The following is a 14,607-nucleotide window of genomic DNA, read 5'->3' on the forward strand; positions in this document are numbered from 1 at the left end:
CAACAAAATGCGATCCGCACCGTTCAAGGTGCGGATCGCTCGTTTCTGGTCAATAAGTCAGGATGAAACGCTTATTTCGCTTTCGCTGGTGCAGCACTCGCACCGGCAGGATTAGAACCCTTAAAATACTTGAAGAAATCAGAACTTGGATCAACCACGATCACATCCGATTTGCTCCGGAATGTACTGCGATAGGCTTCCAGGCTTTTATAAAATTTATAAAATTCTGGGTTCTGCCCAAATGCCTGCGCATAAATCTGCGATGCTTCTGCATCACCAGCACCCTTCATTTGCTCCGCTTCGCGGTAGGCTTCCGCCAGAATCACAACACGCTGGCGGTCAGCATCAGCCCGAATTTTCTCAGATTCTGCCGCGCCAGTCGAGCGCAATTCGTTCGCAACACGTGTACGCTCCGCTTTCATACGCTCATACACGGAGTTATTGATCTGCTCCACGTAATCGACACGCTTTAAACGTACGTCAATAATATCCACACCGATCTGGCGCGCTTCCTCGGTAACCTTAGCTTTGATCGCTTCCATTACCTTGCCGCGTTCACCGGAAATCACGTCACGCACAGAACGCTTAGTAATTTCATCATTCAAAGCAGCTTTCACGATTTGCGATAAACGATCCTGCGCCTTGCGCTCATCACTGCCAAAACTCACAAAATAGAGCTTAGGATTAGTGATTTTCCACTTCACATAAGAATCTACCAGGATGTTCTTTTTCTCAGCAGTGATGAAACGATCTGCTTCAGCGGAATCTATCGTCAGATTGCGCTTATCCAAAAACAGCACATTCTGAAACGGTGGAGGCAGCTTGAAATGCAGACCGGGTTCGCTGATCACGGATTTCACCTCACCGAAGGAAAACACGATCGCATGCGACTTTTGATCAACCACGAAAATAGTCGAATACGCGAAGATCAGCGCGGCCACTAAAGAGGCAAATACACTAGCTAATTTACTCATTATCTTGTCTCCCGATCGCGAGAATCACGACTGTCTCTGGATCGACCATCTTTACTGTAACGCATTTCAACGGTAGGAATCTGCTCAGTTGCAGGCGGCGCCACCGGCGCCACCGGTTTTGCAGCAGGATCAGGCGTCTGCAGCATTTTATCCAGCGGCAGATACAACATGTTGTTACCTGCTTTGGTATCCAGCATCAGCTTGCCAGTGCTGGAGAAGATCTGCTGCATGGTTTCCAGATACATACGATCACGGGTCACTGCTGGCGCTTTCTGATACTCAGACAAGACCTGCTTGAAACGGGATGCATTACCTTCGGCATTCGCCACCACACGCGATTTATATCCTTCCGCTTCCTGCAACAAGCGCGACGCCTCACCCTTAGCCTTAGGAATCACTTCGTTGGCATAGGCCTGACCTTCGTTTTTCTGACGCTCTTTATCCTGTCCCGCTTTGACCGCATCATCAAATGCTGTCTGCACTTGTTCCGGCGGCTGCACACCTTGCATGGTGACGTTAGTGACCAGTACGCCCGCATTGTAGCGATCCAGTATTTGCTGCATCAGTGCGCTGGTATCGAGCGCGACTTTTTCACGCCCTTCATACAAGACAAAGTCCATCTTGCTCTTACCGACGATTTCACGAATCGCTGTTTCAGCAACCTGGCGTATCATTTCATCCTGATCGCGGCTATTCCCAAGTTCGCGGTTGTTATACAACCATTCGGCAGCACTCTTGAGTTTGTACTGAACAGCAAACTGAATATCGACGATATTTTCATCATCGGTCAGCATCAGGGACTCCCTGGCTTCCTTCAATTTCACCGATTTGCGATACCCAATTTCCACAGTACGAACCTGCGACACATTGACGATCTCATGGTGCTGAATAGGATAAGGCCAGCGCCAGTTCATACCGGCACCAGTGACGTGACTGTATTTACCAAACGTAGTAATGACTGCAGTCTGGCCTTCCTGAACGATAAACACACCACTCACCAGCCAGACAAAAGCAAAAACGAGTGCAATAGCACCCACACCAAAGCGGGCACTCGCAGGATCAGGGGAAAAGCCATTGCTATCACCGCCATTTCCACTGTCTTTACCACCCAGCAAGCGCGCAATACGCTGATTCAAATCTTTCCAGACCTGATCCAGATCCGGCGGCGTATCGGGAGATTTTTTATCGTCCTTAGGATTGTTGGATCCTCTTCCCCATTGCGGGTCATTTAAAGACAAAGTCAAACCGATTCTTTTGAGAAACGAAGCAATCATTCTTTTGCTATCCAAAATTAGTAGGTTGGACTACTGTTACAAAAAGCGGATATCGTCAGGATCGGGAGCCTGGTCTTTTTTTCCCGAAATTTGTTGCGCCTTTTGCAGCGCAAAATCCGCAATTGCCTGCCTTAACAAATCAAGGCCAGCACCAGTTCTTGCACTTACGGAAATACGTTCGATTCTACCATACTCGTCATAGCCGACACTGGGCGCAGAGTCAGTCAAATCAATCTTGTTGAAGACGATCAATTGCGGCACATTATCTGCACCAATTTCCTTCAAAACCAGATTAACTTGCGCCATTTGATCTTCGCGGACCGCACTGCCCGCATCCACCACATGCAGCAACAAATCTGCATGGATAGTTTCTTCCAGAGTTGCTTTAAATGCAGCAACCAATTGATGCGGCAATTCACGGATGAAGCCCACGGTATCTGAAATCACGATACTGCCGGATTCGCCCAGATATAAGCGCCGTGAAGTCGTATCCAAGGTTGCGAACAACTGATCTGCTGCATAGGTACCCGCCTTGGTCAACGCATTGAACAAAGTGGATTTCCCTGCATTGGTGTACCCAACCAGGGACACCGTGAATTCCTGATTCCTGCCACGCGCGCGGCGCTGGGTCTCACGTTGCTTCTGCAACTTATCCAGACGCGACTTGAGCATCTTGACGCGATCGCCAAGCAAACGTCTGTCGGTTTCCAGCTGCGTTTCACCCGGACCACGCAGACCGATACCGCCCTTCTGACGTTCCAAATGTGTCCAGCCCCGCACCAGGCGTGTTGCCAGATGCTGCAATTGCGCCAGCTCGACCTGCAGCTTACCGTCATGGCTTTTTGCTCGTTGCGCAAAAATATCCAGAATCAGACTGGTACGATCTACGATGCGGGTCTTGCATACACGTTCAAGATTACGCTGCTGCGCGGGTGACAACGCATGATTGAAGATAACGACCTCTAATTGATCGTCGCCCACCAAATCTGCTATTTCCTGCGCTTTACCAGAGCCAACAAACAAAGCCGCATCAGGTGCATTGCGCTTGCAAGTCAATACATGTGCCGGCTGCACGCCGGCAGATTGGCTTAACAGCGTGAGTTCTTCCAGACTGGCGGTCGTATCTTCCCGACCAAAATCAACTCCGACAAGAATGGCACGCATTAATCTGCCAACCTAATGAAAATACAAAAATTCAAAATTTACTCAGCGTCCGCTTCAGAATTGATACTCACCGCACGTGCCGGGACGACAGTAGAGATAGCATGCTTATAGACCATTTGTGTCACTGTATTGCGGAGCAAAACCACATATTGATCAAACGACTCAATATGACCTTGCAACTTGATACCATTGACCAGGTAGATAGAAACAGGAATATGTTCTTTACGCAAAGCGTTCAGAAACGGGTCTTGTAACAATTGCCCTTTATTACTCATAGCAGCTCCATTGTGTTGTTGTGATCAGGAGATTGGGGCGAATTGCTCAGTATCAAGCCCTACCCCAAGTTGTATTACGGAATAACTCTAAACTACATTTTATCTTTAGCGCAAACTGATTATTGCTAAAAATAAAAAATTTTAAACAAGCAGTATCATTTCGACTTATCGAAAGGATTTTTGCCGGAGCGCATTTCTATACGCAGCGGGGTACCGGTCAGCGAGAAAGTTTCTCTGAAATGCTTCTCCAGATAGCGCTTATATACATCTCCAACCGCCTCCAGCGCATTACCGTGAATAACGATAATCGGCGGATTCTGCCCGCCCTGATGCGCATAACGTAATTTAGGACGGATAGAACCTTTACGCTTAGGTTGCTGGTGCTCAACCGCTTCAATCAATGCACGTGTGAGCTTAGGCGTAGACAGATTGGCCATCGCTGCTTCGTAAGCCGCATCTATCGATTTCATCAAAGGAGCTATGCCCGTCGACTTCAACGCGGAGATAAAGTGGAATTTTGCGAAAGTCAGGAAATTGAGTTTGCGCTCGATATCCATCTTAATTTCATCGCGCCTGTCGCTTTGCAGACCATCCCACTTATTCACACCAACCACCAACGCCCGGCCTGACTCCAGGATAAAGCCTGCGATATGTGCATCCTGCTCAGAGATATCTTGCTGCGCATCCAGCATCAATAAAACCACATTGGCTTCTGATACCGATTGCAGAGTTTTAACAACAGAGAATTTCTCTATCGCCTCAAACACTTTACCGCGGCGACGGATACCCGCCGTATCGATGAGCGAGTAATTTTTGCCGTCACGTTCAAACGGGATTTCTATCGAATCGCGCGTAGTGCCAGGCATATCAAAAGCGATCACACGGTCTTCACCCAGCAAAGTATTGACCAGCGTCGACTTACCTACATTCGGGCGCCCGACAATAGCGATACGTATGCCTTTTTCTTGTGGCAGCTCAGATTCATCTTCAGCTGGTCTTTGGGTAAAGGCGATATCAAGCGCCTCTTCTACCAGGTCTGCCACACCATCACCGTGAGCAGCAGAGATCACATAAGGATCACCCATACCCAACTCATAAAAGTCAGCGGTAACTGAGGTGTATTTCATGCCTTCCGCTTTATTCACGACCAGCATGACGGATCTGCCAGATTTGCGCAGATAATCTGTAATTGTTTTGTCGTGCGGAGTAAGCCCCTGACGACCATCAACGATAAAAATAACCACATCGGCTTCAGCGACCGCTTGCTTGGTCTGCTTCGCCATTTCGTGAACGATGCCTTCCTTGGCAACAGGCTCGAAACCACCTGTATCAATCACCAGAAAGGGACGCTCTCCAACCCTGCCCTCGCCATAGTGGCGATCACGGGTCAAGCCCGGCAGATCGGCCACCAGCGCATCACGTGAACGGGTGAGCCGATTGAACAGCGTGGATTTGCCGACATTAGGTCGACCTATAAGTGCAATAACCGGCTTCATTTCATTTATTCAGTCGCAATAGCGACAACTGATCCTGACTTTGTTTGAACAATCAGATTCGATCCCGCCACAAGCGACGTTCCCAAAATCTGACTACCATCGGTACTGAGACGACCGATGAAAGAACCATCTTCTCTGGAGAGAAAATGGAGATAACCTGCATAATCACCGACCACTACTGCACGCCCAAAAGAAACCGGTGCAGATAACTGACGATAACCTAATTTTTCATTTCTCCAGGCGCTGGTACCACCTTCTTTTGCATACGCATTCACAATGCCAGCTAAGTCGGCTGCAAACACGAAACGCTCATCGGCACCAACACCCACTTGACTGGACAGATTTTTCGTCCAGCGTGGTGCACCTGTTTTCACATCAAAACATCCGACCCGCCCCTGATATGAGCTGGCACACACATCTTTTCCAACCACAAATGGCAATCCGGATACGTCAGCCACACGCTCCAGCTCGGTCGCACCTTTCGGCTCACCAACCACAGCCTCCCAACGCACGCCACCATTGCTGAGTGCTAAAGCCAACATACGGCCACCCGGTAAAGCAACAATCACGGTATCGTTGTAAATCACCAGACCCGGCGCTGCACGCAGTGTCAATGCAGGCAACTGGCGCTCAAGCGTCCATTTTTTGATGCCAGTGTCTACATCATAGGCGGTGATGCGATTATCACTGCCACGAACAATCGCTAAGCCACCACCAATCACCGGCGCTGATAAGACTTCGCTGCTTTCCTGAATCTTCCACTTGGCCGTACCATCAGCAGTAAACGCCTGTAACACGCCTTTTTCGCCTGCGACGAGCACGGTATTCATCCCGACACCAACACCCGCAGTCAGTTTGACACCGGCACTCACGCGCCAGTCTGTCTTGCCGGAAGCCTGATCAATTCTGACTACCGTGCCATCTGCCGCAGCCGCGTACACTTTGCCAGCATCTGCCGCTGGAACAAACAACTGATTACCTGCCGAACCAACAGAAACAGACCACGCCTGACGCACAGCCAGACTAGACTTAATCTCGGTCAGGGCTACCGGTGATTTTGCATCCGATTTCGATGAAAACGGATTCAATGACGAACACGCTGTCAGACCAGCCAGCAAAGCGATAGGAAGCGACTTCAGAAACACATGCATACACACTCCGATTATTGTTTATCCTGAGCTACAGCACCACCTAAGGCATCCAGTTTCAACTGCACCAGTTGCTTGGCAGGACTTTTGTCCGTCATTTTATCCAGAGCGAGCTGATAGGATTTTTTTGCCTCTGCAGTATTACCCTGAGCTACCAGAATGTCCGCCTTACGATCCGCTACTTCTGCCTGTAACTCTGCAGGGAATTCCGCAGACAACACTTTCAACGCTTCTTCATAGGCTTTTTCATCCAGCAAAACGCCGGCCAGACGTATCTTAGCCAGTGCCTTGTATTCCTCATTTTTACCGGAATCAATCACCCATTGCAGATTTGCCTTGGCAGTCTTCAGATCACTCGCTTCATACGCTGCTTTTGCCGTGGTCAGCGCAGCCATTGCCGCATAATTCGTAGAAGGATATTTCTCCTTCATATCCGCCGCTACGCGTTGAATTTTCTGCGCATCTTTGGCTGCTACCGACTTCGACAACTCTTCGAATAACTGAGATGCCTGACCCGATTGATTACGCTGATAATTATTCCACTGTACCCAGCCTGCGTACGAACCCAGCGCTGCGATCAGGGTCCAGGTGATCAGATTGCCATACTGCTTCCAAGTCGCTTTGAGGGTATCAAGCTGCTCTTGTTCTTCTAAATCGTAAGCCATATTGTTCTAATTTAATTAATGTAAATGAATATGATCAGGGTCATCGCAGCAGTCATCACCATGGTGCTCACCGGCGATCTGATCCAGCAAATAATCCACCACCGTATCAAACGGCACAGTCACCTGATTTGTCTCCTGCTCATCAGCGCGCAAGGCCTTGACCGAAGCTTGCTGATTCACCGCCTCGTCTTCGCCTATGATAACAGCGTATGCAGCACCACTTGCATCGGCTTTTTTCATCTGCGACTTAAAACTGCCAACACCAGTCGCGGTCGCACAATGCAGCACTACATTCAGACCTGCATCACGCAAACGCTCGCCCAACACCATGGACTGCATCTGCGCTGCACTGGACTGATGCACCAGATAGACATCACATTGCGCAGGCTCATGCATTTCACCGTTCGCCTTCAACAACTCCAACAGACGTTCCATCCCCATCGCAAAGCCACAGGCTGGAGTTGGCTTACCGCCAAAGGTGGAAAACAGCGTATCGTAGCGACCACCGGCACATACTGTCCCCTGCGAACCCAACTCATCAGTGACCCATTCGAATACTGTGCGATTGTAGTAATCCATACCGCGTACCAGACGCGGATTGATCGTGAATGGCACATTATTCTGACGCAGTATCGCCTGCACACCTTCAAAGTGTTCCAGCGACTCGCTGCCCAGATACTCGATCAGCTTAGGTGCAGCATTCACCATATCCTGCATCGCCGGATTTTTGGTATCTAATATGCGCAAAGGATTTGCATGCAAACGACGCTTCGCTTCTGCATCAAGTACATCGATATGCTGCTCAAAATAAGCGATCAGTGCCGCACGGTGTGCGTTACGCTCAGCGGCGTCACCGATAGAATTCAATTCAAGACGCACATTCTGCAAGCCCAGATCATCCCACAGGCGCTGACACATCAGGATCAGCTCTGCATCAATATCGGGACCGGTAAAGCCCAGTGCCTCAACACCGGTTTGATAAAACTGACGGTAACGCCCACGCTGTGGCTTTTCATGACGGAACATCTGTCCCACATACCACAGACGCTTAGGACCGTCATACACCAGATTATGTTCGATCGCTGCGCGCACCACACCGGCGGTTCCTTCCGGACGCAGCGTCAGCTTATCGCCATTCATCGAATCTTCAAAAGAGTACATCTCTTTTTCGACGATATCCGTCACCTCACCCAGGCCTCGCGCAAACAGAGGTGTAGGCTCAACAATAGGCGTGCGGATTTGCTGAAAGCCATAGCTTTTCAATACAGACTGCACTGTATTTTCTAACAGCTCCCACATACCGGCGTCAGCAGGAAGAATGTCGTTCATCCCTTTTACGCCAACAATTTTTTCTAGTTTTTTATTCTCTGACATAACAAGCCTAACAAATTAATCTTTCAGAACTGGCCGCAGCGGCTAGCGCACAGATTGCGCCACTACTTATTTCTGAGCGTAATTGCGCTGCACATAGTCCAGCACGATTTTCTGGAACTCTTGTGCGATATGTTCGCCACGCAGCGTCATCGCCTTCTGACCATCGATGAACACCGGTGCTGCCGGCGACTCACCGGTACCCGGCAAGCTAATGCCGATATGCGCATGCTTGGACTCACCCGGACCATTGACGATACACCCCATCACGGCGACATTCATATTTTCCACGCCTGGGTATTGCGTCTTCCAGACCGGCATCTGATCACGCAGGAAAGTCTGGATATCATCCGCCAGTTCCTGGAACACAGTAGAGGTCGTACGACCGCAACCCGGACAAGCAATCACCATAGGCGTGAACTTGCGCAAACCCATGGTTTGCAGGATTTCCTGCGCCACTACAATTTCCTTGCAGCGATCACCACCTGGCTCTGGTGTGAGCGAGATCCGGATCGTATCGCCTATCCCCTGTTGCAGCAACACCGACAAGGCCGCAGTCGACGCGACTATGCCTTTACTTCCCATGCCAGCTTCGGTCAGACCGAGATGCAGAGGATAGTCGCAACGCGCCGACAATTCGCGATACACCGCGATCAGATCCTGCACACCTGAGACCTTACAAGACAAAATAATCTTATCGCCGGACAAGCCCAGCTCTTCCGCACGTTCTGCATTTTCAATCGCTGACGTGATCAGCGCCTCATACATCACGGACTGCGCACTCCAGGGCTGGGAACGGGCTGCATTCGTATCCATAATACGCGCCAGCAAAGCCTGATCCAGGCTACCCCAGTTCACACCGATACGCACCGGCTTATCATACTCACAGGCGATTTCTATCATCTGAGCAAACTGGCTGTCGCGCTTGGCGCCCTGTCCCACATTACCCGGATTGATACGGTATTTGGACAAGGCCTGTGCGCACTCCGGCACTTCTTTGAGCAGGGTATGCCCGTTGTAGTGAAAGTCGCCGACCAGCGGCACATCGATACCCATTTTATCAAGCTGATTGCGGATATCCGGCACCGCCCTTGCGGCCTCATGATTATTCACTGTAATACGTACCAGCTCAGAACCGGCACGTGCCAGCTCTTTAATCTGTATCGCGGTACCGATCACATCGGCGGTATCCGTATTCGTCATCGATTGCACCACGACCGGGGCGCCACCGCCTACTACGACGATTTTATCGCCATAAATAATTTTTGCAGACCGCCGCTGCAAACGCGCTGCAGGGCCAGAGACTATCTCAGACAAAAACGGATCCATTATTATTTAATATTCAGATTAATGACGTTAGTTTCTTTGTTCACTGCCACTGGCATCGCAGCGCCACGTACCACCACATCCACACCAGCGGCATTACCTATTCTCAGTTGCAAGGGAAGCGATAAATCAAATTTCTCTTCAGACCCTGCCTTGAACAAACGGGATGCGAGCACTTCGCCGTTTTCTTTTTTTACCTGCACCCAGGAATCCTGGCGGAATTTGAGCGTTAAAACATTGTCCTGCGCTGGCGTCTGCACCTCTTTGACAGGCGCAGCTTCCACCTCTGCCGGTACATCTTTCGCTACAGAGGCAGGTGCCTGTAAAATTTCTGTCAGGCTTTTCTCCGGCTGAGCCGGATTCACGGATGGTGAAGTGCTTGGCTGACTGGCCACCACTGACTCTGACACCACTGAAGCCTGTGCGGGTTCAGTCACTGGCTGCGTAACCGGCGTATGGAACGAGGCAAGCTGCCGAGCGAACCATTCCGTTTGCTCCAGCTTCTGCACCGCCACGAACAACAAAGCAGCCAGACCCAGCAGCACAGCACCAACCAGATAGTGACGGTTAGTCTGATCTGATCTGGCTAAAAAGCGGGTTTTCGATTCCAGAAAAGGGGTTGCCAGCGTGGGACGAAAATCGGCCTCTGCCTGTCTATAGCCTGCCGTTGCCGGCAGACTCGCCAGCAAGGCCTGCGCATCCAGCTTTACCAACTTCGCATAGGAGCGGATAAAGCCACGCACGATCACCATCTCTGGCAACAAGTTAAATGCATTGTCTTCTATCGCCTGTATTTGCTTAGGCGACAGCTTTAAATGTTCCGCGACCTGCTCCACACTCAGCCCCATACGGGATCTGGCTTGTGCGAGCTGCCGCCCGGCGTCTTGTTTCAGGTCAGTCTCTTTTGCGGCCACATCTGATGAGTTCACATCACCAACCACATCCAAATCACCTTCACTCATCAAATGCACCCTTTTGCAAAAGCAAAAATTCTTTCGAACCAGGATGACGTCTGCGCAACTGCGTGGACAGACCAGCAACTGCAGCCTCATCTCCAGACCGCTTTTCGATTTTGATCGCCAGCCAAAGCACGTCAGCAGCCATCACTTCCATTTTCAGTACACGCCCGATGTAGAAGCGGGCCTGTGCATAATCGCCACGATCAAAATAAATCTTAGCCAGATTCGCATTAATACCTGGATTCGAAGGCTCTTGCCGGAAACCCTGCAAGAAATATCCTTCTGCCGCATTAAAGTCGCGCAGACGCAGGCTGCATAAGCCTGCATTATTAAAGGCCTTGCCCGGCGTCGCATAAGACGGATCTTTCATCGCACGTTCCAGATATTGCAGGCCCTGCTTTTCGCGTCCGTTCTGACACAAGAACCAGCCATAATTATTCGCAATATCCACGTTAGACGGAGCCACTTTCAACGCGCGCAAAAAATTATCTTCCGCCAGCTGCTTTTCACCCATATCCATAAAGATCAGTGCGCGCAATGCATACGCATCGAGCAACTCCGGAGAAATCGCCAAGGCCTGACGTATCTCTTCCAGCGCAACCTTATGCTGCCCTTGCTGATAATAACCAACCGCGAGTTGCATACGGATTGCAGCCCGCTTTTGCAAGTCCTGCTTTTCCACAGATTCAGTCACGCTCTCCTTTTCCACATCGAGCGCGCCATGTGAAGCACAGCCTAACATTGAGATAGCCAGCACGCATGCGGCCAAGTGTTTATAACGTGTACTGAATCTGGAAAATATCACTGAGTAATCTCCACAATTTTGCCGAAATTTTCGCCAAACTTCTTCTGGTACTCTGCCATCTTTTGCATACGCTCCTGCACCCGCGTACGGTCTTTGACCTCACCCGCCAACTGCCCGCATGCCGCATCAATATCATCGCCCCGGGTTTTGCGCGTGGTAGTCACAATACCTGCATCCATCAATACCTGGGCAAACGCCTTGATACGTGGATTGGCAGAACGTTTCAGGCCGGATTCCGGGAAAGGGTTGAACGGTATCAGGTTGAACTTGCAAGGCACATCATGCACTAAACGGATCAATTCACGCGCATGCTCATCGCTGTCATTCACACCATCGAGCATGCAATATTCAAAGGTAATAAAGTCGCGCGGTGCGAATTCCAGATAGCGACGGCAAGCCGCCATCAGCTCACTCAGCGGATATTTTTTATTCAGCGGAATCAAGCTATCACGCAAGGCGTCATTCGATGCATGCAGCGACACCGCCAGCGCGACCGGACATTCCTGCGATAGTTTATCCATCATCGGCACCACACCGCTGGTCGACACCGTCACACGGCGACGCGACAAACCATAGGCATTATCATCCAACATCAGACGCAACGCAGCGACGGTAGGCTCAAAATTCAACAAAGGTTCACCCATGCCCATCATTACCACATTCGTGATCTGGCGTTCGCCTTTAGGGCCAGTTGCAATACCTTTGGTTTTACGCAACTCAAACTCAGCCATCCATAGCTGACCAATAATCTCTGACACGCTGAGATTACGATTAAATCCTTGTTTGCCGGTCGAACAAAAACGGCAATTCACCGCACAACCCGCCTGAGTAGAAATACACAGAGTGCCGCGGTTTTCTTCGGGAATAAATACTGTTTCAACAGCATTTCCCTGACCCACATCGATTAACCACTTACGGGTTCCATCCGATGAGGTGTTATCACTGATCACATTGGGCGCAGCTATCATCGCGCGCGTTGCCAATTTTTCACGCAAAGACTTTGCCAGATCAGTCATCTGATCAAACTGGCTCACACCAAACTGATGTATCCAACGTTGCAACTGCTTGGCACGAAACGGCTTTTCCCCCAACTCACCACAATAGGCAATGAGCTGCTCAGGATCAAAATCAAGTAAGTTTACAAGTGCCGTCATGACTTTTCTTTCGTCTGACATCGCATGCAAAGCACACGATGCCAGGACAAATCAAACTAAAAACAGATCCAGCTCCGGATTAACGGGAGTAGACGTTCAATGCTGGGAAGTAGTAAGCGATTTCCACAGCCGCTGTTTCAGCAGCGTCAGAGCCGTGAACTGCGTTTGCATCGATGGAATCAGCGAAATCTGCACGGATAGTGCCTTTTTCTGCTTTCTTAGGATCAGTTGCACCCATCAGATCGCGGTTTTTCAGGATTGCGCCTTCGCCTTCCAGAACCTGGATCATCACTGGACCGGAAACCATGAAGTCAACCAGATCTTTGAAGAAAGGACGTTCACGGTGAACAGCGTAGAAGCCTTCTGCTTCAGCGCGGGACAATTGTGCCATACGTGCAGCGATCACTTTCAGGCCAGCGCCTTCGAAACGGCTGTAAATTTGACCGATTACGTTTTTTGCAACTGCGTCAGGTTTGATGATAGACAATGTGCGTTCGATAGCCATCTAAAAACTCCAATAAAAAGAAAGGGTTAAGACAAAAACTCAAGAATTCATCTAACCTTAGATTTTAGCATGAATCAAACGCACAAACATGACTTGGCGGAAAGACAGCATATCTATCCGCCAAGATCATGTGTTGACCGGCTTATTCTCAGTCTACCAGGTCGAAAACAGCCATAGACTCCACGTGCGAAGTGTGCGGGAACATGTTGACCACACCGGCATAACTCAGACGATAACCGGCCGCCGTTACCAGAATGCCAGCATCGCGCGCCAGCGTGGACGGGCTGCAAGAGACGTAAACCAGGCGCTTAGGCCGTATTTCCGGCGCACGTTGCGACAAGTCAGCCAGCGCCTGACACAATGCCATCGCGCCATCGCGTGGCGGATCAACCAGAAAACGGTCAAACTTGCCAAGTGCAATCAGATCATCCGCAGTCACTTCAAACAGATTACGCGTACTGAAACTGGTTTTGTCAGATAAACCATTTAGACGGGCGTTTTCCAACGAACGCTCGGTCAATGCAGTACTACCCTCTATACCCACCACTTCGCGAGCCAGCGTCGCAATCGGCAAGGTAAAATTACCCAGACCACAGAACAGATCAGCAATCCGCTCATCCTTCTGCACATCCAACAAACGCAAAGCACGCGCCACAAGCACCCGGTTAATCTGATGATTGACCTGAGTAAAATCAGTAGGCTTGAATGGCATTTTGATACCAAATTCTGGCAAGAGGTAATGTAAATCACTTTGCGCAGGATAGTAAGGCTCTGCAGAATCCGGGCCCTTGGTCTGCAACCACCACTGCACCTGATGCTGATCCGCAAAGGCTTTGAGTTTCACCTCGTCGTCCGCCGTCAGCGGTGCCATGATGCGCAACACCATCACTGTCGCACCCTCGCCGATCGCCAGCTCAATCTGCGGCAATTGCTCAACAATAGACAGAGAAGCAATCAGGTCGCGCAAAGGCATCAACATGGCAGACACATGCGGCGGCAGAATCTGGCAAGTTTCCATATTCGCCACATAGCGCGAACGCTTCTCATGGAAGCCGACCAGCACCATACCTTTTTTGATCACATGACGCACCGACAGACGCGCGCGATAGCGATAACCCCAGGTTGGCCCATAGATTGGGCGCAACATGGTTTCTGCTTTAACTTTACCGATGTGCCACAAATTATCTTCGAGTACACGCTGCTTCATTGCGACCTGCGCATCGGCCTGCAAGTGCTGCATAGAACAGCCGCCACAAGTACCGAAAAACTCACATTTAGGTTCAACCCGTTGCGAAGACGCGCGGTGTATCGTTCCCAAAGTAGCTACTTCCCAGCTGGGTTTCTTTTTGTATGGGTTAAATTCAACCAGCTCACCTGGCAATGCACCTTCAACAAATACCACTTTCCCCTGGCTACCGTCTTCATTTTGCAGATGACCAACGCCCCTGGCGTCCATGTCCAGCGACTTAATTTCTAATGTATTCATGAAAA

14 protein-coding genes are annotated in these 14,607 nt (G+C 50.2%); all 14 read right to left on the reverse strand.

Annotated features, from left to right (window positions below; all coding sequences use genetic code 11):
- Window positions 1-71: 71 nt before the first annotated feature.
- The 14 genes from hflC to rlmD all read right to left on the reverse strand — a co-directional run bounded on the left by hflC (window position 72) and on the right by rlmD (window position 14,602).
- A complete protein-coding gene (gene hflC / locus H8K47_RS06150; RefSeq protein ID WP_186880541.1) occupies window positions 72-974 on the reverse strand; it encodes a protease modulator HflC in 903 nt (300 codons plus the stop codon).
- A complete protein-coding gene (gene hflK, locus H8K47_RS06155; RefSeq protein WP_186880542.1) occupies window positions 974-2,248 on the reverse strand; it encodes an FtsH protease activity modulator HflK in 1,275 nt (424 codons plus the stop codon). Before hflK ends, hflC begins: the two co-directional genes overlap by 1 nt.
- Before the next feature lie 36 nt (window positions 2,249-2,284).
- Window positions 2,285-3,412 carry a ribosome rescue GTPase HflX gene (gene hflX / locus H8K47_RS06160; protein WP_186880543.1) on the reverse strand — a complete coding sequence of 376 codons (1,128 nt, stop codon included), beginning with the start codon at window positions 3,410-3,412 and terminating at the stop codon, window positions 2,285-2,287.
- A 38-nt stretch (window positions 3,413-3,450) separates the two neighbouring features.
- Window positions 3,451-3,687, reverse strand: a complete 237-nt coding sequence (gene hfq / locus H8K47_RS06165; protein WP_162020957.1) for an RNA chaperone Hfq — start codon at window positions 3,685-3,687, stop codon at window positions 3,451-3,453.
- Between the two features lie 155 nt (window positions 3,688-3,842).
- Complete coding sequence (gene der, locus H8K47_RS06170) at window positions 3,843-5,183, reverse strand: ribosome biogenesis GTPase Der (RefSeq protein ID WP_186880544.1); 1,341 nt, start codon at window positions 5,181-5,183, stop codon at window positions 3,843-3,845.
- Between the two features lie 5 nt (window positions 5,184-5,188).
- Window positions 5,189-6,334 (reverse strand): outer membrane protein assembly factor BamB, encoded by a 1,146-nt coding sequence (gene bamB / locus H8K47_RS06175; RefSeq protein ID WP_186880545.1) that lies wholly within the window; start codon window positions 6,332-6,334, stop codon window positions 5,189-5,191.
- 11 nt (window positions 6,335-6,345) lie between these two features.
- Window positions 6,346-6,996: a YfgM family protein gene (locus H8K47_RS06180; protein ID WP_186880546.1), complete on the reverse strand. Its 651-nt coding sequence runs from the start codon at window positions 6,994-6,996 to the stop codon at window positions 6,346-6,348.
- A 15-nt stretch (window positions 6,997-7,011) separates the two neighbouring features.
- The gene (gene hisS, locus H8K47_RS06185; RefSeq protein WP_186880547.1) at window positions 7,012-8,370 is read right to left on the reverse strand and encodes a histidine--tRNA ligase; all 1,359 of its coding nucleotides are present in this window, start codon (window positions 8,368-8,370) and stop codon (window positions 7,012-7,014) included.
- 66 nt (window positions 8,371-8,436) lie between these two features.
- On the reverse strand, window positions 8,437-9,684 hold the full coding sequence (gene ispG, locus H8K47_RS06190) for a flavodoxin-dependent (E)-4-hydroxy-3-methylbut-2-enyl-diphosphate synthase (RefSeq protein WP_230410159.1): 1,248 nt from the start codon (window positions 9,682-9,684) through the stop codon (window positions 8,437-8,439).
- Between the two features lie 14 nt (window positions 9,685-9,698).
- Window positions 9,699-10,655, reverse strand: a complete 957-nt coding sequence (locus tag H8K47_RS06195) for a helix-turn-helix domain-containing protein (RefSeq protein WP_186880549.1) — start codon at window positions 10,653-10,655, stop codon at window positions 9,699-9,701.
- Complete coding sequence (pilW, locus tag H8K47_RS06200; protein ID WP_329604146.1) at window positions 10,648-11,457, reverse strand: type IV pilus biogenesis/stability protein PilW; 810 nt, start codon at window positions 11,455-11,457, stop codon at window positions 10,648-10,650. The genes H8K47_RS06195 and pilW overlap by 8 nt, the downstream gene beginning before the upstream one ends.
- Window positions 11,454-12,611, reverse strand: coding sequence for a dual-specificity RNA methyltransferase RlmN (gene rlmN / locus H8K47_RS06205; RefSeq protein ID WP_186880551.1), 1,158 nt, complete (start codon window positions 12,609-12,611; stop codon window positions 11,454-11,456). The genes pilW and rlmN overlap by 4 nt, the downstream gene beginning before the upstream one ends.
- 79 nt (window positions 12,612-12,690) lie before the next feature.
- Complete coding sequence (gene ndk, locus H8K47_RS06210) at window positions 12,691-13,116, reverse strand: nucleoside-diphosphate kinase (protein WP_050412223.1); 426 nt, start codon at window positions 13,114-13,116, stop codon at window positions 12,691-12,693.
- A gap of 148 nt (window positions 13,117-13,264) precedes the next feature.
- The gene (gene rlmD / locus H8K47_RS06215; RefSeq protein WP_186880552.1) at window positions 13,265-14,602 is read right to left on the reverse strand and encodes a 23S rRNA (uracil(1939)-C(5))-methyltransferase RlmD; all 1,338 of its coding nucleotides are present in this window, start codon (window positions 14,600-14,602) and stop codon (window positions 13,265-13,267) included.
- Between the last annotated feature and the right edge of the window lie 5 nt (window positions 14,603-14,607).

Origin of the sequence: Cognatundibacterium rugosum, assembly GCF_014284365.1 — a bacterium.
Taxonomy (GTDB): domain Bacteria; phylum Pseudomonadota; class Gammaproteobacteria; order Burkholderiales; family Burkholderiaceae_D; genus Undibacterium; species Undibacterium rugosum.